At 67.3% G+C, this 25143-nt stretch carries 19 protein-coding genes; 7 read left to right on the top strand and 12 right to left on the bottom strand.

Annotated features, from left to right (window positions below; all coding sequences use genetic code 11):
- Positions 1 to 12 precede the first annotated feature (12 nt).
- Positions 13 to 900 carry an SIR2 family NAD-dependent protein deacylase gene (locus CYFUS_RS04300; RefSeq protein ID WP_232537360.1) on the bottom strand — a complete coding sequence of 296 codons (888 nt, stop codon included), beginning with the start codon at positions 898 to 900 and terminating at the stop codon, positions 13 to 15.
- A gap of 40 nt (positions 901 to 940) precedes the next feature.
- Between CYFUS_RS04300 and CYFUS_RS04295 the strand changes: the two genes are divergently transcribed.
- The 3 genes from CYFUS_RS04295 to CYFUS_RS04285 all read left to right on the top strand — a co-directional run bounded on the left by CYFUS_RS04295 (position 941) and on the right by CYFUS_RS04285 (position 5339).
- A complete protein-coding gene (locus CYFUS_RS04295; protein ID WP_157758232.1) occupies positions 941 to 1588 on the top strand; it encodes a hypothetical protein in 648 nt (215 codons plus the stop codon).
- 257 nt (positions 1589 to 1845) lie between these two features.
- A complete protein-coding gene (locus tag CYFUS_RS04290; RefSeq protein ID WP_095984070.1) occupies positions 1846 to 4185 on the top strand; it encodes an immune inhibitor A domain-containing protein in 2340 nt (779 codons plus the stop codon).
- A 728-nt stretch (positions 4186 to 4913) separates the two neighbouring features.
- Positions 4914 to 5339, top strand: a complete 426-nt coding sequence (locus tag CYFUS_RS04285) for a cupin domain-containing protein (protein ID WP_095991793.1) — start codon at positions 4914 to 4916, stop codon at positions 5337 to 5339.
- A 28-nt stretch (positions 5340 to 5367) separates the two neighbouring features.
- Here the strand turns inward: CYFUS_RS04285 and CYFUS_RS04280 are convergent, their stop codons facing one another.
- From CYFUS_RS04280 to CYFUS_RS04265, 4 genes are read right to left on the bottom strand one after another with little or no spacing between them, the layout of a single operon-like run.
- Complete coding sequence (locus CYFUS_RS04280; RefSeq protein ID WP_157758231.1) at positions 5368 to 5985, bottom strand: TIGR02265 family protein; 618 nt, start codon at positions 5983 to 5985, stop codon at positions 5368 to 5370.
- A 50-nt stretch (positions 5986 to 6035) separates the two neighbouring features.
- Entirely contained in the window at positions 6036 to 7520 is a 1485-nt protein-coding gene (locus tag CYFUS_RS04275; RefSeq protein WP_095984068.1) for a glycine betaine ABC transporter substrate-binding protein, read from the bottom strand.
- Positions 7517 to 8260 (bottom strand): ATP-binding cassette domain-containing protein, encoded by a 744-nt coding sequence (locus CYFUS_RS04270; protein WP_095984067.1) that lies wholly within the window; start codon positions 8258 to 8260, stop codon positions 7517 to 7519. The genes CYFUS_RS04275 and CYFUS_RS04270 overlap by 4 nt, the downstream gene beginning before the upstream one ends.
- Before the next feature lie 43 nt (positions 8261 to 8303).
- Complete coding sequence (locus tag CYFUS_RS04265; RefSeq protein ID WP_095984066.1) at positions 8304 to 9956, bottom strand: mechanosensitive ion channel family protein; 1653 nt, start codon at positions 9954 to 9956, stop codon at positions 8304 to 8306.
- 716 nt (positions 9957 to 10672) lie between these two features.
- Between CYFUS_RS04265 and mads3 the strand changes: the two genes are divergently transcribed.
- Together mads3 and mads4 are read left to right on the top strand one after the other, a co-directional pair.
- Positions 10673 to 11920: a methylation-associated defense system AAA family ATPase MAD3 gene (gene mads3 / locus CYFUS_RS04260; protein ID WP_095984065.1), complete on the top strand. Its 1248-nt coding sequence runs from the start codon at positions 10673 to 10675 to the stop codon at positions 11918 to 11920.
- Positions 11917 to 12558 (top strand): methylation-associated defense system protein MAD4, encoded by a 642-nt coding sequence (gene mads4, locus CYFUS_RS04255; RefSeq protein ID WP_095984064.1) that lies wholly within the window; start codon positions 11917 to 11919, stop codon positions 12556 to 12558. The genes mads3 and mads4 overlap by 4 nt, the downstream gene beginning before the upstream one ends.
- A gap of 189 nt (positions 12559 to 12747) precedes the next feature.
- Here the strand turns inward: mads4 and CYFUS_RS04250 are convergent, their stop codons facing one another.
- The 4 genes from CYFUS_RS04250 to CYFUS_RS04235 all read right to left on the bottom strand — a co-directional run bounded on the left by CYFUS_RS04250 (position 12748) and on the right by CYFUS_RS04235 (position 17438).
- A complete protein-coding gene (locus CYFUS_RS04250; protein WP_232537359.1) occupies positions 12748 to 13245 on the bottom strand; it encodes a thermonuclease family protein in 498 nt (165 codons plus the stop codon).
- On the bottom strand, positions 13233 to 14375 hold the full coding sequence (locus CYFUS_RS04245) for a lamin tail domain-containing protein (RefSeq protein WP_232537358.1): 1143 nt from the start codon (positions 14373 to 14375) through the stop codon (positions 13233 to 13235). Before CYFUS_RS04245 ends, CYFUS_RS04250 begins: the two co-directional genes overlap by 13 nt.
- A gap of 38 nt (positions 14376 to 14413) precedes the next feature.
- Entirely contained in the window at positions 14414 to 16594 is a 2181-nt protein-coding gene (locus CYFUS_RS04240) for a hypothetical protein (RefSeq protein WP_095984063.1), read from the bottom strand.
- A 73-nt stretch (positions 16595 to 16667) separates the two neighbouring features.
- Positions 16668 to 17438, bottom strand: a complete 771-nt coding sequence (locus CYFUS_RS04235) for a TVP38/TMEM64 family protein (protein ID WP_232537357.1) — start codon at positions 17436 to 17438, stop codon at positions 16668 to 16670.
- A 202-nt stretch (positions 17439 to 17640) separates the two neighbouring features.
- Here CYFUS_RS04235 and CYFUS_RS04230 point away from each other — a divergent pair, with 202 nt between their 5' ends.
- A complete protein-coding gene (locus tag CYFUS_RS04230) occupies positions 17641 to 18390 on the top strand; it encodes an alpha/beta hydrolase (RefSeq protein ID WP_095984061.1) in 750 nt (249 codons plus the stop codon).
- 19 nt (positions 18391 to 18409) lie between these two features.
- Here the strand turns inward: CYFUS_RS04230 and CYFUS_RS04225 are convergent, their stop codons facing one another.
- The 3 genes from CYFUS_RS04225 to CYFUS_RS04215 form a co-directional block, all read right to left on the bottom strand.
- Positions 18410 to 19573 (bottom strand): ATP-grasp domain-containing protein, encoded by a 1164-nt coding sequence (locus CYFUS_RS04225; protein WP_095991790.1) that lies wholly within the window; start codon positions 19571 to 19573, stop codon positions 18410 to 18412.
- 99 nt (positions 19574 to 19672) lie between these two features.
- Positions 19673 to 21013 (bottom strand): hypothetical protein, encoded by a 1341-nt coding sequence (locus CYFUS_RS04220; RefSeq protein WP_095984060.1) that lies wholly within the window; start codon positions 21011 to 21013, stop codon positions 19673 to 19675.
- Positions 21010 to 23145: a hypothetical protein gene (locus CYFUS_RS04215; RefSeq protein ID WP_095991789.1), complete on the bottom strand. Its 2136-nt coding sequence runs from the start codon at positions 23143 to 23145 to the stop codon at positions 21010 to 21012. The genes CYFUS_RS04220 and CYFUS_RS04215 overlap by 4 nt, the downstream gene beginning before the upstream one ends.
- A gap of 141 nt (positions 23146 to 23286) precedes the next feature.
- Between CYFUS_RS04215 and CYFUS_RS04210 the strand changes: the two genes are divergently transcribed.
- Complete coding sequence (locus tag CYFUS_RS04210) at positions 23287 to 25143, top strand: S53 family peptidase (protein WP_332468337.1); 1857 nt, start codon at positions 23287 to 23289, stop codon at positions 25141 to 25143.

Raw genomic sequence — 25143 nt, 5'->3', positions numbered from 1 at the left:
GGCCCCGCGCGCTCACCCCCGCGCGAGCGCCTCGTCGAGGGCACGCAAGGCCTCCAGCGCTCGCAGGGGTACGCCGATCCCGCCCTCGGGTACCTGGGGCTCGCGCACGTTGACGCGGATGAGCGTCCCATACCGGGCCGCCGCGCGCTCGCAGAAGCGCCGGACCGAGGGAACCGCCGTGCCCGCGCCGCACTCGACCACGGCGAGCGAGCCGGGCTCCACCCCGCCCAGCCACCGGGACAGCCGTGCCTCCTGCTCCCGGGTGCGTGAGTCGTCCCACTCCCCGTCCCCGAACATGAGGATGTTGGGCCGCAGGAGCGCCTCGCAGCGGGAACAGGTGGGCAGCGCGCCCCGGGCCCGGAAGGACTCCGACTCCACGTCGACGGAGAGGGACGCGGCGGACTCCACCCCGGCGCAGCCCTTCAAGCACTGGGTGAAGTGGATGGAGCCGTGCACCTCGAGCACGCGCTCCTCGGGGAAGCCCGCCTTCTGGAACTGGCCGTCGACGTTGGAGGTGAAGACGAAGGCGCCCTGGGGCATGCGCTCGGCCCAGGAGCGCAAGAGCGCGAAGCCCGCGTGGGGCAGCGTGTCGCGGTACAGGTGGAGCCGGTGGCCATAGAAGCCCCAGGCGAACGCGGGATCCTGCTCGAACCAATGGGGGTTGGCCATGGAGGCGAAGTCGAGCCCGAGCTTCGCGTACGGGGGGTAGGCCTTCCAGAAGCCCTCGGTGCCCCGGAAGTCGGGCAGGCCCGAGTCCACCCCCATCCCCGCCCCCGCCCCGATGAGCAGGGCGCGCGCGGAGCGGAGCACCTCGGCGGCACGGCGCAGTTCCTGGTTCATGTCACCAGTGTAGCCCCCGGAGCGCCGCGCATCACAGCGCCGCGGGCCGAAGACAGGCATGCTGTGCACCACCGGGAAGGTCCGCGCGCGGGAGCACTTCATGTCGACGGAAGACAAACACACCAGCATCCCCCCCACCGCCGTGCCGGAACCAGAAGCCGAGAAGAAGGGCACGGCCCCACGCGCCCTGGCCCCGGTGACACCCGGAGCCGGGCATCGCCTCGCGGTCCCGCGCTGGGCGGAACTCCTCGCCGTGCACCAGGCCGCCCTGCGCCGCTGGGAGGACATGCTGACCCACCCGGACGACTCGCTGCGCCTGACGGTGCTCACCCTCTACGTGAAGCTCGAGCACCTGGGCTTGTGGGACTTCGTCGGGGAGCCGGTGCAGAGCACGGGCGGCGGCCGGCTCGAGTTCAGGTGCCCCGACGTTCCCGGGCTCAAGCAGGCCCTCCGGCTGCGGGAGGACTTCACCTCTCCGGAGAACTCTCCCAAGGACTGGTCCTGCCGCGAATTGAGGAAACGGGGCTCGCTCCACTTCAAACACTTCAGCGGATGGACCGACGAGGTGGTCCAGGCCCACATCGACAAGGAGGGCCTGTACCTCATGGGGTGGCGCAACCTCTTCCTCCCCATCCAGGCGGTGCTGCACCTGCTCGACGCGCGCGCCAATGGCTACACGGATGTCTTTGGCATCCGCGACATCCTGCTCGCGCAGGGCTTGGATCCGGTGGCGCTGAAGGGCAGGTGACGGACAGCGCCCAAGCGCATGCAACGGATTGAAAACCCATCGGGTCCAAGCCAAAGAAAAACAAAAGAAGCCTTTCCCGTTCTCCCCGCCTCCGCCTTCCCATTCCTCAACATTTCCCAGCCATCAAGAAAACCTCCGGGCTTCCCGCGACGAGTATCCGCCGTGGTGCTCTTCAAACAGCCTTGGTTTTCCGTTATAACTATCATCTTCCCGGCGCGTGCCGGGATGGCTGTCTTGAAACATGGGAAGGAGCAGCAATGCGGAAGCCCCCCTCCTGGCTGGCCTGGAGTCTCGTCGCGATCACCGCGCCCGCCGCGTACGCGGAGCGAGCCTGGTATGAGAAACCACAACCAGACATCGCACCGCCATCCACATTCCTGCGCAAGCAGGCCGAGGACATCTCCGACAACCTGCCCCACCGGTTGGGCGAACAACAGAAGGAACTGCGGGCCCAGGCACTCAAGGAGCGCCTCTCGGGTCGAGGCCAGGGCAAGGTGCACCGCGTGGGCCGCGGCAAGTTCGTGGAGCTGGAGCTGGAGCGCACGGATCGGGTGTTCGTCATCCTGGTGGAGTACGGCACGCAGGTGCACCCGGTGCTCGGCAACCCCGCCACCAACCCGGGCGGCGATGCCCCCGGACCGGTGCACAACCTGATTCCGGCGCCGGACCGGGCGGTGGACAACACCACCATCTGGCAGCCCGACTACGACCGCGCCCACTACGAGAAGCTCTACTTCGACACGACACCGGGCGCCGACTCGGTGGCCAACTACTACAAGGCGGCGTCCTCGGGTCGCTACACCATCGAGGGCGCGGTGTCCGACTGGGTGCGCGTGCCCTACAACTCCGCGCGCTACGGCAACAACCTGTGCGGCTCCATCAACTGCTCCAACTCCGTGTGGCCGCTGGTCAACGACGCCATCAAGACGTGGACGCAAAACCAGCTCGCCTCGGGCAAGACACCGGAGCAGATCAAGGCCTACCTGGACACGTTCGACGTGTGGGACCGCTACGACTTCGACGGTGACGGCGACTTCAACGAGCCGGATGGCTACATCGACCACTTCCAGCTGGTGCACGCGGGCTCGGGCGAGGAAACCGGCGGCGGCGCGCAGGGCACCAACGCGGTGTGGAGCCACCGCTGGTTCGCGTACACCACCGGCCTGAGCGCGGACGGCCCGGGCCCCAGCTACAACCCGAACGGCGGCACGCGCTTCGGGGCGGGCATCGACAAGTGGGTGGGCGACTACACCATCCAGCCGGAGAACGGCGGCCTGGGAGTGTTCGCGCACGAGTACGGCCACGATCTGGGCCTGCCGGACCACTACGACGGCCAGGCGGACAATGGCACCGGCTTCTGGAGCATCATGTCCAGCGGCTCGTACCTCAACGATGGCATCCAGGACATCGGCTCGCGGCCGGGTGACTTCTTCGCCTGGGACAAGCTGCAACTGGGCTGGCTGGACCATGACGAGGCCAGGGCCGGCAAGCGCTCCAACCACAAGTTGGGCCCCGCGGAGGTGACGTCGCGCCACGCGGCGCAGGCGCTGCTGGTGAGCCTGCCGCCCAAGCCCCGGCCCCAGGTGACCACCCCGCCCTTCGCCGGCCAGTACGCCTGGCAGGGCGGCGCGGCCAACAACCTGGACCGCACGCTGGTGAAGACGCTGAAGCTGCCCTCCAGGACGCCCATCACGCTGTCGCTCCAGACGTGGTTCGACATCGAGGAGGACTGGGACTACGCCTACATCGCCCTCGCCGTGGACGAGGGTGACTTCATCCACCTGCCCAGCAGTGTCAGCCGCACCACGAACCCCAACGGCAACAACCTGGGCAACGGCATCACCGGCCTGTCCAACGGCTGGGTGCCGCTCACGTTCGACCTGAGCGCCTACGCGGGCAGGAAGGTGACGCTGAAGCTGCGCTACAAGACGGACAGCGCGGAGTTCGGCAAGGGCTTCCTGGTGGACGACGTGCGGGTGACGGCCAGGAACAAGACGGTGTTCGCCGACGGCGCGGAGGACGGCGAGGACGCGTGGGACGAGTCGACGTTCTTCCTCCACGACGGCGCGCAGATCTTCCATGACCACTACTACCTGGCCGAGTACCGCCAGTACCGGGGCTACGACGAGGGGCTGTTCACGGGCCCCTACAACTTCGGGTTCTCCGCGGACGGCCTCCCCGACTACGCCGAGCGCTACGCCTACAACCCCGGCCTGCTCATCACGTATTGGGACACGTCGATGTCCGACAACCGCGTGTCGGCGCACCCGGGCGAGGGCCGCATCCTGCCCATCGACTCACGTCCACGACCGCTCCTCCGCGCGGATGGCCGCTACTGGTCCGGCCGCGTGCAGACGCATGACGCGACCTTCGGCCTGGAGCCCAGCTTCCCCCTGTCGCTCAAGCCCAGTGGCCAGCCGCGCGAGGACTACCCCTCGCAGCCCGCGGTGCGGGTGTTCAACGACCTGAACACCTTCTGGTACCCCGAGCAGCCCTACGCGGGCGTGAAGGTCCCCCCCACGGGCACCCTCATCGAGGTCCTGAGTGAGAAGGACGAGGCGACGGTGCTGCACGTGCGCGTGCGTCCGGTGGACTGATTCGCCAAGGGGGAGCGGGGCGATGACGGGGACCCTCGCCTCGCTCCCAGCCTTCATCCCTCACACATGGTGTGAGGGCTCGTCCCGCCCGGAAGCCACCTCGCGCCCCCGCCTGTCTGGGTAGAATCAACCCCACTGCCCACCCGGGTGCCGTCCAAGGCCCACCGCCCTGCTCGTCTCCCAGAGGGAAAGGTCCAGGGTCCTACCACCGCCTCCGTAAACTTCCAGGCGAAGGGCGCCCTCCGCGCAACGCAACTGGTGAATTCCATCTCGAGCGTGGAGGCCGATGCGAAGAGCGCGCCCCATCTCGACGCCTGGGTATGAATGACCTCAGAAGGCACCCCCTGAGGCATCCGGACCCCCCCCTTCAACCCTCCCCGTCTCCCCACCGCTCGCACCATCTCCCGCCCCGGGAGACAAGGCGAGCGTTCAACCAGACGTGTCCGGGACGACCCTGTAAAAACGGGAATTCTCCCTCTGTAAAAAGGGGGTCGCGGACGGGGTGCCCGGAGGCGAAAACCGGAGCGGGAGGCCCACCCGACGCTCGCTCAGGAGCCAGGGCTCCAACGCTCAGGCCCGGCTGTTGCAATGGAACCCTGGCAACGTTCCACCCCCGGAGAGACACCATGGCTCATCAAAATCGGCGTGCAACCTCGCTCGTGGCTCTCTACGGTTCCGCCCTCCTGAGCCTCGTGAGCTCGTGCGGTGGCCTCCCGGAGCAGGAGACCATGCCCTCCGCGCAGGACCTGGCCACGAGCGCGGCGGCGATGGGGGCGCCCTCGATGGTCGTCTACACCCCGGACACCACCATCGATCAGTCGACCCTCGCCCCCCTGGGTGCACCCGAGTCGCTGGGTGGCCGGGTCCTGGAGGGCTCTCCCTCCCTCTCCGCCCGCGTCGACTACAGCGCGCGGGGCATGACGGCGGGCATCTTCAAGGCCACCACCGGCCGCATCGAGATCACCTTCCCCTTCACCGAGCACGCCACCATCCTCGCGGGCGAGGTCACCATGACCGACGAGTCGGGCCAGTCCCGCACCTTCAAGAAGGGGGACAGCTACTTCATCCGCCAGGGGCAGGTCGTCCTCTGGGACGTCAGGACCCCGTACGTCCTCAAGAGCTTCTTCAACATCACCGAGCCGCTCCAGCCGTGAGCCGGAGGCCGAGGCACGGCACCCGCCGTCACCAGGAGCACTCCAGGTCGAGGCTGAGCGGACCCGTCTTGCGCGCGCGGAGACTCACGGGCGTCAGGCCCATGCGCCGGGAGATCGCCTGGGCGCCCCCCTCGTGGTACGCGAGCGGCATGAAGGAGGCCTGGACGGAGAGCACCCCCCGGTCCAGCCGGGGGAAGGACAGCGCGGGCTTCCCATAGCTCGTCAGGCCCTCGTAGAGCGTCTGCAGCGCGAACATCAGGCGCTGCGGACGGGTTCCCGTCTGTTGCAGCACCGCGCGCCCGACGGGGGTGTCCATGTAGCTCTCGCCCCCGATGGCGCCCATCTGCCGCAACACCTCCTCGACACTGCCATACCGACCACTCAAGGCCTCGGCCGCCGTGGAGATCAACAACAGGAGCGAGCGGGTGGGGTAGTGGAAGAACTCCACGAAGGACGTCTCCCCACTGGCCTCCAGGCAGCGCCGCACCACCTCGTCATCCCCGCCCAGATCCTTGACCGCCCTCAGCATGGAGGAGAACAAGAATCCACGCGTCGTGAACTCTGGCGTCGCGAGCCGCAACCGATGTTGGAGATCCTGCTCCGCGGTCTGCGCGGAGTCGCTGCCCGAATCCGATCCGATACTCATGTGCACGGGGAGCGGCACCCAGGGACGAAGAGGTGCCACGACCCTGGATCCTAGCGCCGCAGTCCCCGGGGCACCACCACCCGCTCGACGAGCCCGAACAACCCACTGACGAGCAGCGCGAGCCCCGCGGCGGGAACGGCCCCCTGGAGGATGAGCGCGGTGTCATCCAACCGGATGCCCGTGAGAATCGGTTGTCCGTAGCCGCCCGCGCCGATGAGCGCGCCCAGCGTGGCGGTGCCCACGTTGATGACCGCCGACGTCTGGATGCCCGCGAGGATGGACGGGGCGGCCATGGGCAGTTCCACGAGGCGCAGCCGCGCGCCGGGCGGCAGGCCGAGCGCCTCGGCGGACTCGCGCACCTCCGGGGGGATGCCCTCGAGCCCCGCCGCCGTGTTCCGGATGATGGGCAGCAGGCTGTAGAGGAACAGCGCCACGATCGCGGGCCGGGCCCCGATGCCCAGCAGTGGAATCATGAACACCAGCAGTGCGAGCGAGGGCACCGTCTGGATGATGCCCGCCAGCGCGAGCACGCCCCGCCCGAGCCTCGGCCGACGCGCCACCAGCACCCCCAGCGGCACCGCCACCGCGATGGCCCCGAGCAACGACAGGCCCACGAGGAACAGGTGCTCACGCGTGTGCCGCCACACGCTCGTCAGCACGCCTTCTCCCCGCACCGTCACCGCGAGGCCCAGCTCGCGCGCGAGGAACGTGGCCGCCACCTGGCGCTCGGGCACCCGCTGGAGCTTCGCGCTCGCGTTGAGCGCCACCATCTCGGACGCGGAGACGCGGCCCTCCAACCGCTCGAGCGCGGCCACCACCTCCGGGGCCCGCTCCGCGAGCTCCGCCCGGTACAGCAGCACGGCGTCATAGGCGGGGAAGTGGTGCAGATCATCCTCCAGCACGCGCAGGCCGTAGTAGGCGATCTCCGCGTCGGTGGAGTACAGGTCCGTCACCTGCAGGGCACCACTCTCCAGGCCCCGATACGCCAGATCATGGTCGAGCCCGCGCACCTCCGTCTGGGGCAGCGCGTAGCGCGCGCGCAGGGAGGGCCAGCCATCGGCACGGTCCATGAACTCGTTGCTGAAGGCCAGACGCAGCTTGGGGTGCTGGCGCAGATCCGACAGCGTGCGGATGTTCAGCCGCGCGGCCTCCTCCTCCTTCATGCCGAGCGCATAGGTGTCATTGAAGCCCAGGAACACGCCCAGGCGCACCCCCTCGGCGGCGAGCGCCTCGCGCAGCGCCTCGTCATTGGGCAGGGCGCGGCCGGCGAACAGCTCCTGGCGCAGCGTGCCGGTGTACTCGGGATAGACGTCGATGTCTCCGCGCCGCAGGGCCTGCCAGAGCACCTGGGTGCCCCCGAGCTCGCGCCGGTGCTCGACCCGCGCGCCGGTGCTCCGGGCGAGCTGCGTCGCCATGTCTCCGAGGATGACGGACTCGGTGAACTTCTTGGAGCCCACGCGCACCGTGGGGCCGTCCGCGGCGACCCTCGAGCACGCGCACAGCACCAGCAGCACCCACGCGGCGAGCCATCTCATCGGGAGACGCCCTCGAGGGGCAGGCGCTGGGCCTGGAAGAAGCGGGTGACGAAGGGATCCGCCGGCGCGCGCGCGAGCTCGGTGAGCGGCCCCTGCTGCACGACACGGCCCTCGCGCAGCAACACCGCGTGATCGCCGAGGAAGGCCCCCTCCGCGAGGTCATGGGTGACGAGCACCACCGTCTTGCCGAGCCGGGAGAAGATGTCGCGCAGGTCCTCCTGCAACTCATGGCGGATCATCGGATCCAACGCCCCGAGGGGCTCGTCGAGCAGGAGCACGTCCGGCTCGAGCATCAACGCGCGCATGAGGCTCACGCGCTGGCGCTGGCCTCCGGAGAGCTCTCCCGGGTAGCGGCCGAGCGCCTCGGCGGGAAAGCGCGTGAGCGCCACGAGCTGCTCCAGCCGCTCGCGCACACGCGCCTGGGGCCACTTCAGGTAGCACGCCATGAGGGTGGCGTTGCCCTCGGCGGTGAGGTGCGGGAAGAGACCGCCTCCCTGGAGCACGTAGCCGATGCGCCGCCGCACGGCGAGCAGGTCCTCCTCCCGCAGGGGCTCGCCCCGGAAGAGGACGCGCCCCGAGTCGGGACGCAACAGCCCATTCATCAGACGCAGCACGGTGGACTTGCCGCAACCACTCGGACCCAGGAGGACGGTGGTGCGCCCCTCGGGCACCCGCAGGTCCAGCGGGTGCAGGGCCCACGTGTCACCGAAGCGCTTGGAGACCTGCTCGAGCTGGAACACACGCCACCCTTCTCCGCCCCAGGCAGGGGCCCATGGCCGCGTGTTACTCCGGGCGTCCCCCGGGGACCACCACGTTCCGTCCTCCGGACGAGGGAAGCACCGGAGCCGTTCGGGACTCGACGGCCTCCGCGGGGAACAGCGCCTCGGCGCGCACCACGGGCAGACCCGCGGGCTGGCGCTGGAGGAAGGCGATGAGCCGCTCGCGCACGAGGCACCGCAAGTCGAACGCCTTGCCCGAGTCCGCCGCGCTCACCAGCGCGCGCAACGTCATCGTCCGCTCGCTGAAGCCCGTCACCTGCAACCCCTGCACCTTGCCATCCCACAGCGCGCGGCCCTCGTCGTTCAGGATGCGCGAGAGCTCGGCCCGCACCGCCGCCACGTCCGTGCGGTAGTCCACGTACAGCTCCGCCGTGCCGAGGATCTCCGGTGACACCTTGCTCCAGTTCTGGAAGGGCTTGTCGAGGAAGTGCGTCATCGGCACCACCAGCCGCCGCAAGTCCCACACCTTCACCACGACATAGGTGAGGGTGATCTCCTCGATCCATCCCCACTCGTTCTCCACGATGACGGTGTCGCCGATGCGCACCGGCTGGGTGATGGACAGCTGGATGCCCGCGAGCAGGGTGGAGATGGACTTCTGCGCCGCGAGGCCCAGCACCAGGCCGGCGATGCCCGCCGAGGCCAGCAGCGACACGCCCACGTTGCGCACGGCCTCGAACTGCAACAACAGCAACGACGCGGCGATGACATAGGTGGCCGCCTCGATGATCCGCCGCATCACCACGAGCTGGGTGCGCAGCCCTCGCGCGCGACCCACGTCCTGGCCCGCCTGCTCCATCACCTTCTGCTCGAGGAAGCCCGCCGACAGCTTGACGAAGCGCAGCACGAACCACGCCGCCGACACCAGCGCCAGCGAGCGCGCCCCCAGGTCCACCGCCTTCTGCGCCGGCGGCGGCAACAGCAACAGCCGCGACCCCACGGCGCCCAGCAACGCCACGAGGGCGAAGCGCATCGGCCCCCGGCCCGCCGTGAGCATCTGGTCATCCCATCCGGACTTCGTCAGCCGCGCCGCGCGGCCTCCCAGCCAATGCGCCCACCGCTCCAGCACCTGGCTCGCCAGCAACACCACGCCCGCGAGCAGCACGAGCCCCAGCCACTGCCACAGCTCCAACACCCAGAACGGGCGCACGAAGAAGAACGACGGCAGGCGCTCGAGCAGCGGCGAGCCATGCTCCTCGAAGAGCGCGTCGATGGCGCGCACCGTCCCCTCGCTGAACACCCAGATGGGCGTCCCGTCCGGCCCCTCCACCCGGCGCAACCGGATGTCGCGCGTGCCCATGCCCAGCGGCACCTGCCCCAGCGACACGCTGGTCGCCCCAGGCGTGTCCCCCAGGGGCTCCTGGCCGATGCGCGAGAAGTCGAACCACATCGCCCGGTCCAGCACGAACATCAGCCGCCGCCCGAGCCGCTCGCCTTCCGCCCGTTGCTGCTCGGGCGGCAGATGCGACAACCACAGGTAGTGCGGCAGCAGCGCCATGTACCGGGCATGCGAGGCCTCCAGGAAGCCCGTCACCGTGGCCGAGGGCGTATGCCGATCCACCTCCGGCGGCGGCTCGCCGAGCCCCCCATTGAGGGCGAGCGCGAGCGCGGACACGGGCGACAGCAACAGCAGGAGGACGAGGAGGTTTCGGTGCATCAGGGTTCCCAGGACAGGGCCTCACGGGAAGGAACCACCACCGCGTCCCCTCCACCGACAGCGTTCCCCTCCCCCTTAAACTAGTTTGAGAGCAAATCAAACCCCATGAGCACCCAGAGCGACTCGCCCGGTAGGCGGGCAGGCATGCGTCTGGCGGTCCCGGTGGCGCTCGCGTCGCCCGAGGCAGCGTAACTCATCAACATCCAGGCGCTGTTCGACGAGGCCGCAGCCCTAACGGGTCCTGCCGGGCCAGACCGTCCAGAGGCGATACGGTCCGGCCCCGGCAGGCTGCTGAAAACGGGAGGAGCCACCGGTGAACCCACAACATGTGGAGTTCAGCGCCGACCCCTATCCTACAGGTAGTAGGACGTCTATAAGTCGAAGGACTTTTTCAGCAGCCAGCTAGCAGTGGGACCAGTTGAATAGCGGAAGGCGGCTGGGCGAGCAGCCGACAAGAGCCGCACGGGCCGAACCGATAGTCGAAATAAAGGTCGTGCGTAGAGCAAGAACTGGCAGTGCACGAGCCAGAGGGAATCCGCCCAGAGGGCATGCGCGTCACCATCGCACTGAGAGGCAGTCAGGGACGATGGGTTCCGAGCACAGGCCCGCAGTGTGCGCTCAGACGCCGACCATGCGTCACATTCAGCAGATTTGACCCGACTCCGACGGCAAATTGAGGTGAAGCCTGGGGCTTTTGCGCTATAATCGTAGGTGTCATGATTACACTTGTCGAAGCCCTTCGTTTCCGGTCACTGCGCTACGTCAAGCAACCGCTCAACCGGTTTCATGTGCTCGTGGGGCCCAATGCTAGCGGCAAGACCACTTTCCTTGATGTAGCTGCCCTCTTAGGGCGACTCGTATCTGATGGGCTTGATTCCGCCATCGGAGAGCGCACCCAAAACTTCTCCGACCTCACTTGGCGCCGTGGAGGGCGCAATTTCGAACTCGCCATTGAGGCTCGGATCCCGGAAGAACAGCGTCAGCGGCTCGTTGTTCAATCCTACGACACCGTTCGTTATGAAGTGCAGATTGGACTTTCAGACACAGACGAAGTCTCAATCCTAGCCGAAAAAGTAACCCTAAAAACCACCAACACCTCCCAAACACAAGGACAGCGAGAACTCTTTCCCGAAGACAAAGGTCCACCCACCAGTGTTTTGACAGCCAAAGGCAGCAAGGGAACACGAGCAGTCGTCAACAAAGTCACGGGCGGCAACGACAGTTTCTACCCGGAAACAGGAACTGGCTTCGCACCCTCTTTCAAATTGGGACCACGAAAGAGCGCTCTCGGAAATCTTCCAGAGGACGAATCTCAGTTTCCTGTCTCCACCTGGCTGAAACGGACCCTCACGACTGGCGTCCAACAAATCATCCTAAACAGCCTATTGATAAGGAAAGCAAGTCCACCAGGACAAATGCGTGGATTCAAGCCCGATGGCTCGAACCTTCCCTGGGTTATTTCCGAACTAGAAGAGAGGGCTCCTGAGAGGTTTCAAGAATGGCTTGCACACGTTCAAACCGCCCTTCCAGAACTGGAAGGGCTTCGAACCGTCGAGCGGGCGGATGATAAACACCGCTATTTGATGCTCCGGTACCAAGGAGGACTTGAGGTCCCATCCTGGATGGCATCAGATGGCACCCTTCGTCTTCTCGCTCTCACATTGCCTGCATACCTACCTGATTTTCGAGGAATCTACCTCATCGAGGAACCTGAAAACGGTATTCACCCTCGTGCGGTCGAAACCATGTTCCAGTCTCTTTCTTCCGTCTACGACGCGCAGATTCTGCTAGCGACCCACTCCTCGGTCATCCTCAGCGTAGTGGAGGCAAAGGACGTGCTTTGCTTTGCCAAAACATCAGAAGGGGCTACCGACATTGTTCCAGGAAATCAGCATCCATCACTCAAGAATTGGCAAGGTGAAACCAATTTGGGTGTTCTGTTTGCCGCTGGAGTACTTGGATGACCACCAAAGGCCCAGCAAAGGATCTTGTGGTTCTTGTTGCCGACAAAAACACTGAGTTTGCACTCAAAGGACTGTTAACCCGTCGGACGCATGCCCTTCGGATACGTCCCATTACATTTGATGTTTTCGTCCATATAGAACGTGATCCAGGCTGCTTACGTAGAGCACCTGATTTTCTTCGCCCACATAGCACACGATATAATCACGCATTGGTAATGTTCGACCGAGACGGATGCGGGCAGGAGCATAAAGAAAGAGTGGACTTGGAACAACAAGTCGAGGAACAACTCGCGCAGTCTGGCTGGGACAATCGGTCTGCCGCAGTTGTTCTCGATCCTGAACTTGAAATATGGGTATGGAGTGATTCGCCGCATGTAGAGACAACCTTAGGTTGGAGCAACCGCGTACCAGGTTTACGTTCTTGGCTCGTTAATTCTGGGCTACTGGGTGAGTCCGACGTCAAGCCTCGAGATCCAAAACTTGCAGTCGAAGAAGCCTTGCGTGTCGCCCGTAAACCGCGATCCTCGAATCTCTACCAACAGCTCGCACTATCAGTTGGCTTCGAAAGCTGTTCTGACGCGGCATTCCAAAAGCTCAAAAAACTACTTAACACGTGGTTTCCCGCCGTCTCGACATGACGCGCTTGCCGGACTTCCTGCTCAACGCGACGCTGCTGGTGGGTGTGCCCCCCGACACGCGCTTCACCTTCAGCCTGGACTTCACCGACACCTACCGACGCGCAACCTCCCGCCACGGTGACACCGCTGAACACCCAGTTGCGCACCTCGCTCGGTATGAGGTTCTGACCCGATCCCGGCTCGGCCCCCTCACTCGCACGCGACCTGGGCGCACTGGCCCCACATCCCCCGCCGGGCGCGCCGGGCCGCCGACTCGAGCGCCTGGAACTCCGAGCGCCGCGAGCCTCCCGCCGGAGGCACGTAGAGGACGCATGCATAGCCCTCCTGGGCGAGCACGCTGTTCACCTCGCGCCCGTCCACGCTCACGTAGGCGAGCAGTCGCCCATACCGATCCGTGCAGGCCTCCCCGTACGTCAGCCGGACCACGCGCCCCTCGACGAGCGAGCGGTTGAAGTCCCGGGACTCGGCACCGAAGCAGTCGTGCTTGCCCCCGGTGCTCTCCGGGGTGTCCACGAGCAGGTAGCGCACGCGCTCGCCGCTCTGGAGCACCACCGTATCCCCATCCACCACGCGCGACACCACGCCCCCGCCCGGCCCACAGGCGGACTCCGAGCCGCACCCGCTCCACCCCCAGAGCCCCCACACCAGCACGCCCAGCCGACTCCACCAGCCCCTCACGGCGCGCACGGAAGGTTCTCCTGTCCGGGCGTGCCTCGCTCCCCCGCCGGGCCATAACGCCCCCCATCTGGCGCCAGGCACTCGCGCGTGCCCTCCCATTGCCGGGACACGCCCGGCACCGCGGCCCCCGTCCACGTCGCCTCCGCCAGCATCACTCCCTCCAGCGACAACCGGAGCGCGTGGGCTCCCGCGGTGTTGCTCAATCCGAAACCGAAGATGCCCAGCACCGGAGGCAGGCCGCCATTGAGCGAGGGCTCATCCCCATGCGCGAGCACGGCGTAGGTCCCGGCCCGCATCTCCAGACACCTCGGCGGCGCATCGAGCACGGTCCGGCCACCACTCTCGTTCGCAAGCGTCACTCCGTTGAGGTCCACGTCCCTCCGCGCGTACACCTCCACCCATTCACCCTGCGCATCCGCGACGGCCTTCGGGTCGGCCATCACCTCGGTGAAGACGAGGTCTCCGGGAAGCGGTCGCGACACACTCCTCGCCAGGCCCGTGCGCGGAGACAGACACGTCCCCGGGGACACGCCCGCGTCCGCGCCAGACGGCTCCGGGCAGGCGGCGTTGGGAGCACCGGGGCTCGCCCGGACACCGCCATCCGGAGACGCCGGCGTGTCACACCACCCGTCCGGCGCGTCGTTGTCGAAGGCATCCGGCACGCGCCGGCCGTCATAGCCGCGCGACACTCCAGCCCGGCTCGTCTTGGAATAACGCACCTCATCCACCACGACCTCCGCGCACCTCAGCCCCACGACGCCCCCCGCGTTGCCCAGCACGCGCAAGGCATCGCCATACGAATGATCCACGTGCACCGGCAGCTCCCCGGCCCGCACGTCCCCAAGCACCACGTAGTCCTTCGCGGCCACCGGCACGGACTCCTCGAAGAGATACGCCCGCTCCTGGGAGCCATCCACGCGCGCCGAGTAGAGCATCAACCCGCGCAGATCCACGGCGGCGCGCCCGGGGTTGTACAGCTCCATCCACTCCTGCCCGGTGTCCGTTCCCTCGGGGTCCGGCAGCAGCTCGGTGATGACGAGGTCTCCCGGACGCCAGCCCTCGCACGTGGGCTCCTCGCTCCGCGAGGGATCCTCACAAGCACTTCCCACGAACATCAGGGCCGCGAGCACCCAGGGCATGCGCGGGGAACACTTCCAGTTTGGCTCCAGGGGCATCATCAGAAGCGGCCCTCCATGTCCAACCGGACGACGTGCCACGAAGGCTCGGGAGGCGTGACCGCGCCCACGGGAGCCTTCAGGTCCAGGACGACCTCGTATCGGGCACGCGTGCTCCATCCGGACAGGAGCGACCAGACCACCTCCAGCGACGTGCGCAGGGTCTGCGACAACCGCGTCGCCTCGGAGAGATCCTCGTCCCGCCAGCTCACGCGTCCGTGCAGTCGCAGCGAGGACCATGGACGCACGCTCACGTCCACCAACGCCTGCCCATCCTGGCGCACGCCATCGGGGCGTTGGGGACTGCCCATCCAGGTGTGCTGGTACTGCGCCGCCAGGGCCCACTCGTCGACGGGCGAGAACCGCACCCGGCCCGCGATCCGGGAGCGCTCCCCCGCGCAGGGAATCGGCTCACCGTCTGGTGATGTCCCCTCGTCGCCCTCGAAGCACAGCCCGGGGCCATCGCGGCCCAGCTCCTTGTTCTGGTGCTCCACCCACACCGAGGGCCTCAGCTCCGGCACGCCCTGGAAGTCCACCCGGACCGAGCCCCCGTGATGCACCGGCTCGGGAGTGCTCGCGCCAGGCGGTCGCGCCCACACATCCCACTGACCCACCAGCCGCCACGCCTCATCCGCCGTCGAGAAGAGGTAGCGCAGCCGGGCCCCCATCTCGTTGCTCGCGCGCAGTCCCCGCCACTCATCGGGACTGGAGAGGGCTCGGCTGTAGGGATTGTCGAAGTCCCGCCCGTAGTACCGCAGGGACACCTCCAGCTCCCGGGAGCGCTCACCGAGCACCGTGCGCTGGAGCACCCCGACTCCCCCCGCTCCCACGGGGCCCGAGAAGCTCCGAGCGCCCTCGAGGAAGAGGTTCACCGGCCCCGTGCCCCACGCCGCATCCACGCCCAGCGCGCCGTAGGCGCCTCCCCCGGGATGACGGGCCTGCTCGCGGAAGTCGGGCGACAGCCCCGTCACCACCCATCGAGGCCAGGCTCCCCACCCCGTCACGCCCACGCGTGCTCGCGGCGAGAACCCCACGCTGGCATGTCCCCCTCCCATCAACTCATGAAAGACATCCGGCAGCGTGCGCGAGACGAAGCGCACGGTGCCGGACGTCTTCGTCCCGGGCAGCACCACGTCCGGCGCCTTGCAGGTGCGCGCGTCCTTCGTGGACGGACACGTCCTCGGCTCGAACAGCTCGTATTGGGAGAGGCCTCGCGATTGGTAGGAGCCGAAGCCCGTGAACGACAGCGTCACGTCCTCCACCCGCCCCTGGACACGACCCACCGCGCCCCGGAAGCCCTCCGTCCAGCCGAAGTCCGGCGTGACGCGCCCCTGGAACTCCTCGGCCTCGCAGGCTCCCGGCCCCGTCAACACACACCGCCGCTCGGGCGCACCGGGAGGAACGAAGTCCTCATCGGGCACGAAGCCATCGGGTGCCGGGCGGCCCGTGGTGTCCAGCGTGAGGCGCTGGCCGAAACCCAGCCGGTACGTTCCCACCAGCACCGAGGCGTGCGTGCCCTCCCACCGCGCGTACAGCTTCGGCAGCCGCATCCCCACCGAGGGCAACTCCGCCACCAGGGCCCGGCGCTTCGAGTCGTAGCGCACGCCCTCCAGGTGTCGACGCGTGAGCGAGACGCCACCTCCCGCGCGCAGGCCCCAGGGTCCGTCCACCCGGGCGAGCAACAACAGCGGCGGCACCAACGCATCCGCCGCGCCATAGGCTCCCATCAACCGCACCCGCCCGGAGATCTCCCGCGCCCCCCGCTCCGGCTCCACGAGAAAGGCCCGGAGCTGGCGCAGCCGCGCGAACGTCAGCAGCCCCGCCTCCACGAGCGCCGCGCCCTCCATGGTGCCCCCGCCCTCCCGGTACGCGAGCAGCGCATCCACCTGCGCCCACGTCAGTCCAGGCAGCGCGAACAACACCTCGCGCGAGGCCGTGCGGAGATCGACTCCCGTGCGCAGCAGCTCGCGCAGCGCCTCGAAGTCCTCGTCCGCGAGGGCACCCTCCTCATTCAGCGCGCGCAGCGCCGCTTCGTCCTCGATGGGACGCGCGTCCGCGTACGTCTCGGCGGAGGAGCGTTGGGGAAGGAGGGAACACCACGTCGTCACCAGGAGCAGGAAGCGGACACGTCGCACGCGGGCGGTGCTCTGCACGAAGGAGACCAGCGAGGACACCTCGGCCACCCCACCTCCGAGGTGTCCCGCGCGACGTCATCCCGTCCAGCCCGCGGACGCGGGAGGCGGAGCGACTACCGGCTCAGGCGCCCACGCCGCGGGACAGCTCGCTGCTCAGCACCGGGCGGCGCGAAGGGGCTCTCGCCGCCTCCCGGGCGGAAGCGGCAGGCTCGGCCTCCCCCTTCGCGGTCAGCTCCCGGGCCAGCCGCCGCCCCAGGATGATGCCCAACGTCAGACTCACCAGCAGGCCGCCCACCGAGGCCACCGTCGTCCACGTCTTGCCCTGGCTCAACGAGCTGCCGAAGGACGTGGTGAGCAGGGTGCCCGGCACGCTGCCCACGACGGCGCCCAACGCCAGCGGCCAGAACCGGGCCCCGGTGGCGGACGCGGCGGCCAGCATCACGTCCGCGGGAATGATTGAATTGACGCAGGCGAGGAAGCCCACCTGGAAGCCATGTCTGCGGGCCGCGCGTTGGATGCCATCGTGCCGGTGCCCCGCCAGCCGCTTCATGGGCCCCCGGCCAAAGCGTCTCGACAACAGATGGATGAGGGCGGTGGCCAGCAGGCTGCCCACGAGCGCGTAGACGGTCCCCATGAGCGTGCCGAAGAGGATGCCGCCCACCGCCGCGAAGAGTTGTCCAGGCAACAGTGTCACCGGGCGCGCGCCCAGCAGGAGCACGAACACCAGGGGAGCCCAATGTCCCAGGGGCCGTAACACCCCGGACAGATGCTGTTGATCCAGGTACTGGGGCCCCACGACCCGGAGGGTGACGAGCAGACCAACGGAGATGCAGAGAGGAGCCAGGAGCTTGAGCCCGAACCTCAACTTCCCGCCCTTGGTGTGTCCGTGCATGAGCATGGCGCTAAGGTGGCGGCCCTTCGCGCCCCTGGCAATTCCCACCCCCCGAGTGACCGGATGCCGAGCAGCCGGGCGTCTCTCCGGGCCTTACGTCGCGCGCCGTTCATTGCCGCACGGGGACTTGACCGGAAGTGTTTGACGCTGGGTGCGACCCATCTATCGTGAATGTCCCCCTTTCCACTGGTGCCCTCGCCCCATGGGTCACGTCCACATCATTCGCGACTTCTATTCTCCGTCGGAGGGCTTCTCCCGGACGGTGCGCATCTACACGCCGGATGGATACGACCAGGGCTCTCCCCACCGCTACCCCGTGCTCTACATGCAGGACGGGCAGAACGTCTTCGCGCATCCGGAATCGGCGCGCTTCGACACCTGGTGCGCCAACACGGCCCTGGAGCAACTGGTGCACGAGCACCGCCTGGAGCCCTGGCTCATCGTGGGCATCGACTCGGGCATGGGGCGCCTGGACGAGTACTCGCCCTGGGGCCGGGGTGATGCCTACGCGCGCTTCCTCGTCGAGTCGCTCAAGCCCTACATCGATGGCACCTACCGCACGCGCCACCAGCCGGAGTGGACGGCCGTCATGGGCTCGTCCCTGGGCGGGCTCATCTCGCTCTATCTGGGCATGCGCTACCCGGACGTGTTCGGCCGCATCGGGGCGCTGTCGCCCTCGGTGATGTGGAACGACTACCGGCTCTTCCAGCACTGGACGGCCCACACCCACCGCTGGACGCGCATCTACCTGGACGCCGGCACCCACGAGTGGATCAATCCCGCGGGCACGCCCCTGCCCTACGGCGAGGCCACGCGCGACTTCTACCTCCACCTCAAGCGGCTCGGGTACGCGGACCACGAGCTGAGGCTGGTGTTGGACGAGGGCGGCATCCACCACGAGAAGGACTGGCAGCGGCGCCTGCCCGAAGCGATGCAGTGGCTGCTGAGCTGAACGCCGCCCGGGTACCCGCTCAGACGGTTGCCTGTACCAGACGCACCGCCGCGCGCACGGCGTCCATGTCCTCGTGGCGGGTGAGGTACATCTCGTTGCCCATGGCGGCGTGGAAGACGGCGGGCATCTGCTGATGCATCAGGAGCGAGCCACCGAGTCGGGACACCAGCTCCGCGTGCGAGTGGCGGTACTGACGCATGGCGCGCCGTGAGCTGTGACAGACATGGTAGCGGGGTGAATAGGAAAAGCCCCGCACGTCGTCGCCGGTGAGCAGCCGGGCCCAGAGCCGGTACACGTCGATTTCACACGCGTAGTTCATCATGTCCGTCATGAAGGCGCCGGGGGGACGCAGGTTGGCCTCCAGGACGACGAAGCCGCCATCGGACAGGCGGAAGAACTCCAGGTGGAACCAGCGCTCGCGCAGACCGAGCGCGTTCACGGCGCGGCGGCCGAGCGCCTCGAGCGCGGGAGGGATGTCCCGGAGGCTCCAGAAGGAGATGTCGCGCTGCTCGAGCACCACCTCCATGACGCCATCGCTGTACTCGTGGCTGAGGCGGAAGATGATTTCTCCGTCGCGGTCCACGAGTCCGTCATAGGTGACGATGGCGCCGCGCACGAAGGCCTGGGCGACGTAGCCGGTGAGGGAGGAACCGGAGAAGGCGTGGTCGACGTCCGCGTCGGAGTTGACCTTGAAGGTGCGGGCGGCGCCGACGCCGACGTCGGGCTTGAGGACGAGTGGATAACCGACGTCACGGGCGAAGGCCTTCACCCCGGCCGCGTCGCGCACGCGGATGCAGCTCGGGTGGGGCACGCCGGCCTGCTTGAAGACGTCATGCATGCCGAGCTTGCTGCGCAGCCGGTCGATGTCGGCGGGACGCAGGCCGGGGACATTGAAGTCCTCACGCAGCTGGGCCTCGATGCCGAGCCACGTCTCGTTGAGCGAGTCGATGCGATCGATGCGGCCATGGCGCCAGGTGAAGTAGGCGATGGCGCGCAGGACGGCGTTGTGGTCGTGGAGGTTGGGGACGAAGAAGTACTCGGAGAGGGCCTTGCGCAGCTCGGGGCGGAGGGTCTCCTGGGGGGTGTCGCCGAGCCCCAACACGTTGACGCCGCGCTCACGCAGAGCGGTGACGAAGTGGAAGAAGTGGGGCGGGAAGTGGGGCGAAATGAAGACGACGTTCATGGTCGGACAGGGTCGGAGGACGCGCTCCGCGACCATAGCGCAACCCCGCCCCCGGCCTACTTCCCCGCGGGGCAGCTTGGGGGTGAAAGGTTGACTACTTCAGCTCCGGTGCCGTTCGGCGACGCGGTAGAGCCAGGTGAGGGAGTAGTCCAGCAGCGCCTGCCTCGAGCCCATGTAGTGGCGTGCCCGGACGAAGGGAAACCACACGCGGTTGCCCACGCGCACCTGGGCTTCCTCGAGCTTCTTGCGCGGTATCCAGCTCCCTCCCAGGTGGCGTACCAGCACCTCGCCCAGGTACGCACCAATGGCGGGTATCGCGTATTGCTCAATGGCTTCTGGCAGACGGCTCTTCGGGAACTCCTCGCGCCAGAAGTAGAAGTCGACCTCCGTGAGCGACTCCGGCGTCGCCTCGAAGACAGAGGGGACCTCGGTGTGCAGCAGGGCCACGAGGTGCTCGGCGAGGGTGTCGTAGTGCTCGCGAGCTGCTTCCGGGTCCTCCACGTCCGAGGGCAGGGCGGAGTCGGCGGGGCGCCACTCCTCGGGCTCGGGCGGGCGCCAGACGTTGAACTCGGCGATTCTCCGCTGGCGCTCGTGGCTGGCCGCGCGGTCCACCACGCGGGAGAGCAGCGGCGCCATGTCGGGGTCGAAGCGCGGCTCCACGGGTGCGAGCATGGCGCTGCGCTCCTGGAGGGTGCGCAGCACGGTGTCGAAATCCAGGTCCGGCCGGAGGTGGACATGGGCACGGGCCTGGGCGCGCCGTGCCTCGGGGCTGGCGAAGTCGGTCACCGTGGGCCATGTCACCAGGAGGATGGCGCCGTTGGGGAGTTCCTCCACCCGGTGGGCGGGCGTGGACAACACGCGCTCGCGGCCGACTGTCTCCACCAGCTTCGGACCGAAGACGTTGAGCCAGAACACCTCGTACACCTTGTCGAATCCGTCCCTGCGTCGGGTCTCGTCGTCACGGCCGAAATTGGGAGAGCCCGTCAATTCCTTGTCATCGGCGCTGTGGGCCGCGGCATGAGTGACCACGTAGCGGGAAGCCCAGGCGCGCACCATCTCCACGAGTTGGTGACAACGCTCCGCCTCCGAGAAGAAGGCGAGTGGCTTCACTCTAACCATGATGTCTATCATGGGAGGGAGAGGCGGCAAATTGAGACCGAGAAACATATCCAACGCGGGCCACTTCGTGCGAGAGAAGCCACAAAATGTGTACCTTTCGTAGCCCCGCTCCTCCAAGGCCTTCCAAACGGCAGCAGTGGTATATTTGCGTCGCCGCTTGCCATTGACGACGTCTGGCATCCACTCGCCGGCATACTCTTCCAACGTTTGGAGAAAGGGCTCCAACTCGCGTTGCAACTCCGTCTGCCGGACGAAGGCAGCTTCAAACATGAGTTTGAGGCTGTCCTCTGGCTTCACGCCATGAAACTTCAGCACCTTCATTGAAAGGACACCTCCACGCCCGGAACGATTGCCCGGGTCGATTCCACGGCTGCATTCAACACGTCTGCCTCATTGGGCATGAGATCGCCCCCCTCGTAGATGAGGCGAACCCGTTGGACCGGCACCTCACTGCCCTCGCGGAGAAGAGGCTGGAGAGAGTCTCGGCGAATGTCCAGGGTCTGGCCGTATTTCCGCAAAGCTTCCTTCGCATCCTCAATCATCTGCGCCGCCAGGGCGTCCGGCTCCAGCCCCGAAAGGTTTCGGCTCTTGAGGCTCAACGTCTCGACACGACGTGGCGGCCCGGCGAGTTCACCTTCTTCGACAATCAGTACGTCCGCGTAGCGCAGACCGGTGTCTGTCTTTCTCACGCCCACGTAACTCTCGATGCGAGGTTTGTCGAAGTCCCCGAGGAATCGGCGCTGTGCCCGAGGCAACTTCGCGTCGGCTCGCAGCAACTTCACCATGAAACGCTCGAAAACCAGTCCCCGGGTGAATCCATTCCACATCGTTTCGTAGGCGGCCCAGCGCAGCGGCCCCTTGACCGTTTTGCCCTCCTTGAGTTCCCCCATCCGTCGCTCGTAGTAGGCGACGTACTCGCGCCAGCGCGGATTGTCCTGGGCCCCAGGCGGCGAGGCATCGAGGGCGGGGCGCTGCTTCTCCAGTACCGCCACGTCATTGGGCAGACGAGGGCTCGTGGATTCAATCTCAGCCGCCGCGAGCTTCGCCTCCACCACCTGCTGCGTGAGGCCAGCCTCGTGGTCCACCAGCGAGGACAGACTTCCGGAGTGCTCCGCGGCACTGACTGTCTTCAGGCCAGGGCGTCCTACCGTCGAGGAAACCGTGCTCTCGGGTCTGGCCTTGGACATCATCGCCTGGGCCCTGGCCACATCGCCCCGGGCCTCGCGAAGGGCCAGGGCCGCGTCCGCTCCCCCCACGGCCACGAAGCGGCCCGCCTCCCGGCTGGCTTGGATGTCCCGAGCCAACTCTCGCAGGCCCTCCACACCCAGTCTGGCCTTCCACTGCCGCGCCACTTCCTGGAAGCCCTTGACGCGTGACTCCATCACCTCCAGCCCACCCGGCACCCGCGGCGCTCCCCCCGTGCTCCCCCGAGCCTCGGACAGGAAGCGCGCCCCCTTTCCCCCCGCGTACACAGTCACCAGCAGGACAGCCGGCGTCAACTCACGCACCGCCTGCTCGTATCGGCCCTGCCCCAGCGCATACGCGCCATGACCCGTTCCAGCCACCAGGCTGTAGAAGCCCAGCGGCACACCGAAGGTCATGTGGTCCAGCAAGCCCACCGCCAGGTGGCCCTTCGAGAACCGCCGCTCGAGTTGCTCGCGCTCCACCACGTCGAGCGCCTCTTGATAGGGCGGCGGCAACTGTTCCCGAATCGTGGAGAGTTCCATGAGCCGCGACTGGGCTCCTTCCACCAGGGGAATGGTGGACAGCGCATCCCTGCCCGCGCGAGCCATGCCCCGCCCCACGTCGCTCCATTGGAAGTCCCGCTCCGCGTGGGCCGAAGGCTTGATTTCCCTCTCCTCCAGCGCCGGGCCCAGTGAGGGCAACAGCTCCAGCACTTCCTGAAGCCGCTTGTCCCGAGCCAGCAGGGTGAGGATGTCTCCCAGGTCGTCGTCATGGGACGAGTCGAGGACGAAGTGGGCGAGGACCTCGGCGTTGGCCGCGCCATAGTGCTCGGGAGACTGGAGCAGGAAGGAGGTGCGCTTGCGGTTGAGCACTCCAGCGGCCTCCTCGCGCACTGGCCCCAAGGAGCCGAGTCGCACGGCGCCCCAGTCGTCCAGCCGCATCACCAGCCGGGGCATGTCCACCCGCTGCTGCAAGGCGAGGAAGTCGGCCGGGGAGGAGCAGGCGAGGAAGGGCGCCAGCAGCGCCCGTCTGTCCTCAGAGGAGAAGTCGGGCCAGCCTGGCGGGAGGACCTGTCCTCCACAAGCGGGCACTGTCCCCGGCATCTCCGCCCTGGAGGACGCGGCCACCTGTGCGGGCAGAAGCAGGAGCCAGGCCAGTGCGAGCAGCGCCAGGCCAACGCCTTGCGCACTGAAGCAACGCCTCACCTCGTGGCCACCGAAGTGGAAGAACCGGGGCGGCAAGCGGAGCGAAATGAAGACGACGTTCATGGGCGGACAGAGGCGAAGGACGCGCCCCGCGACCATAGCGCAACCCCGCCCCCGGCCTACTTCCCCGCCGGGCATCCTCGGAAGGAAGGGTCGACTTGTTCAGCTCCGGCGCCGTCCGGCGACACGGCGCGAAGTTCGCATATGCTCGCGAGCATGGCACCTCATGCATCGCAGACCCGGGCTGTCATCGGCCCTCAACACAAGCTCGCTCTGTCCTCGAAGCTCCGCCATACCGGTCCACGCTCCACGCAACAGGCAGCGGATCTGAGCCGGGAGCGCCTCGCCGTCCGTCCTTCGCCTGACGCGGAAGACTCCCCGCCCATCACGGTGACGTTCATCCTCCGCCGCCGGACCCAGGTGCCCACCCTCGCCGAGATGGAGCACACGCTCCCGGCGGCACGCAAGTACCTCTCCCAGGAGGACATCGTGGCGAAGTATGGAGCCACGCACGAGGACATCCTCCGGGTCATGGGCTTCGCGGTCGTCGCCGGGCTCAAGGTCCTGGAGTGCAGCCGTCGAGGCGCTTTCGTCAAGGTGTCCGGCAGCGTGGAAGCCCTTCGGGACGCGTTCCAGGTCACGGAGGATGCGCGGGGATTCTTCACCTTTCATATTCCCGCGGACGTCGGTGAATGCGTGCGGTGGATCCTCGGCCTGGATGATCGGATCATCACGCGTCCCTCCTTCCACTACAAGACCCAGCCGCACACCAAGAAGACCGCCGCGCCTCTGGAAATGGACGCCGCCCTCGCTTCCATGGAGTGGGCCCCCGATCCGCTCCAGCCCATTTCCTATACGCCGCCCGAGGTCGCCAGGCTCTACCAGTATCCTCCCTTGACGGGCAAAGGACAGTGCCTGGGCATCATCGCGCTGGCGGGCAGCTACTCCGACCAGGACATGAAGGCATACTTCATGGCGCTTGGGCTCGAGATGCCGAGGATCATCAAACTCGGCGAGGGCACGCCCGACGACTCCTGGCTGCCCAACGCGGAAGTGACCCAGGACATCCAGATCGCGGCGGCGATCTGCCCCCAGGCGGAGATTGTCGTCTACCAGGCGCGGGGTACGGGGATCCGGGAGTACTTCGACATCCTCCAGTACGCCATCTTCGATGACAAACACAGGCCGTCCGTGCTGTCGGTGAGCTGGTCCTTCCCCGAGGTGGATGGCCGGGGGCCCACCCCCGAGGAGGCTGAAATCTTCGACGAGCTGTTCCGGCTGGCGGCCCTCCAGGGCATCACCGTCTGCTCCTCCTCCGGAGACTATGGCTCGGTGACGCCTGTCATCCAGCAAGGCAACCCCTGCATGACGCCCGCGGCCAACTTCGCCGCCACGAGCCCCTATGTGCTGGGCTGTGGTGGAACGACCTTGCATGCGAGCCACGGCCACATCCGGGAGGAAGTGGTCTGGAACAGGCTCCATGAGCACACGCTCTGGAGCGCCGACGAGGAGCAGCAGGGTGACACCATCCACTTCTCCATGGCGAGCGGTGGAGGCATCAGCAAGATGTTCCCGCTCCCCAACTACCAGCGGAGCGCGCAGGTACTGCCCGCCATCACCCGGCGATGGAACAAGTTCACCCTCGCCGAGACCAGCAGCTACGCGGGCCGCGGCACTCCCGACGTCGCGGCGAACGCGGACATGCTGACGGGCTACCAGATCTTCTTCGATGGCCAACCCGCCGTCGGCGGGGGAACGAGCGCGGCGGCGCCCATGTGGGCGGCCCTCGTGCTGCTCATCAACCAGGGGCTGGCCCTCAATCACGGTCCGAAGGTGCGAGTGGGCTGGCTCAACCCCCTGCTCTATTCGCTCTGCGTGACGCAGAAGATGAAGGTCATCCGGCCGATCACTCAAGGGAGCACCGGTGGCTACTCGGCCTCCAGCAAGACTCCCTGGAATGCTTGCACCGGCCTCGGAACGCCCATCGGGGATGCTCTGGCGGAGGCCCTCGGCGCCTGGCCTCTCGCGGAGACACGGAAACACGCGAACATGGGGAGCTGA

It is taken from the genome of Cystobacter fuscus, from assembly GCF_002305875.1.
GTDB classification, from domain to species: Bacteria; Myxococcota; Myxococcia; order Myxococcales; family Myxococcaceae; genus Cystobacter; species Cystobacter fuscus_A.
Note: the sequence above shows the minus strand (reverse complement) of the source record. Positions and strands in the feature narration are given on the sequence as shown.

Excerpts from the sequence above, each read along its gene's own strand:
- CYFUS_RS04300 (WP_232537360.1), bottom strand. The coding sequence starts at position 900 with ATGCCTGTCTTCGGCCCGCGGCGCTGTGATGCGCGGCGCTCCGGGGGC.
- CYFUS_RS04295 (WP_157758232.1), top strand. The coding sequence starts at position 941 with ATGTCGACGGAAGACAAACACACCAGCATCCCCCCCACCGCCGTGCCG.
- CYFUS_RS04290 (WP_095984070.1), top strand. The coding sequence starts at position 1,846 with ATGCGGAAGCCCCCCTCCTGGCTGGCCTGGAGTCTCGTCGCGATCACC.
- CYFUS_RS04285 (WP_095991793.1), top strand. The coding sequence starts at position 4,914 with ATGCCCTCCGCGCAGGACCTGGCCACGAGCGCGGCGGCGATGGGGGCG.
- CYFUS_RS04280 (WP_157758231.1), bottom strand. The coding sequence starts at position 5,985 with ATGAGTATCGGATCGGATTCGGGCAGCGACTCCGCGCAGACCGCGGAG.
- CYFUS_RS04275 (WP_095984068.1), bottom strand. The coding sequence starts at position 7,520 with ATGAGATGGCTCGCCGCGTGGGTGCTGCTGGTGCTGTGCGCGTGCTCG.
- CYFUS_RS04265 (WP_095984066.1), bottom strand. The coding sequence starts at position 9,956 with ATGCACCGAAACCTCCTCGTCCTCCTGCTGTTGCTGTCGCCCGTGTCC.
- mads3 (WP_095984065.1), top strand. The coding sequence starts at position 10,673 with ATGATTACACTTGTCGAAGCCCTTCGTTTCCGGTCACTGCGCTACGTC.
- mads4 (WP_095984064.1), top strand. The coding sequence starts at position 11,917 with ATGACCACCAAAGGCCCAGCAAAGGATCTTGTGGTTCTTGTTGCCGAC.
- CYFUS_RS04245 (WP_232537358.1), bottom strand. The coding sequence starts at position 14,375 with ATGCCCTGGGTGCTCGCGGCCCTGATGTTCGTGGGAAGTGCTTGTGAG.
- CYFUS_RS04235 (WP_232537357.1), bottom strand. The coding sequence starts at position 17,438 with ATGCACGGACACACCAAGGGCGGGAAGTTGAGGTTCGGGCTCAAGCTC.
- CYFUS_RS04230 (WP_095984061.1), top strand. The coding sequence starts at position 17,641 with ATGGGTCACGTCCACATCATTCGCGACTTCTATTCTCCGTCGGAGGGC.
- CYFUS_RS04225 (WP_095991790.1), bottom strand. The coding sequence starts at position 19,573 with ATGAACGTCGTCTTCATTTCGCCCCACTTCCCGCCCCACTTCTTCCAC.
- CYFUS_RS04220 (WP_095984060.1), bottom strand. The coding sequence starts at position 21,013 with ATGAAGGTGCTGAAGTTTCATGGCGTGAAGCCAGAGGACAGCCTCAAA.
- CYFUS_RS04215 (WP_095991789.1), bottom strand. The coding sequence starts at position 23,145 with ATGAACGTCGTCTTCATTTCGCTCCGCTTGCCGCCCCGGTTCTTCCAC.
- CYFUS_RS04210 (WP_332468337.1), top strand. The coding sequence starts at position 23,287 with ATGCTCGCGAGCATGGCACCTCATGCATCGCAGACCCGGGCTGTCATC.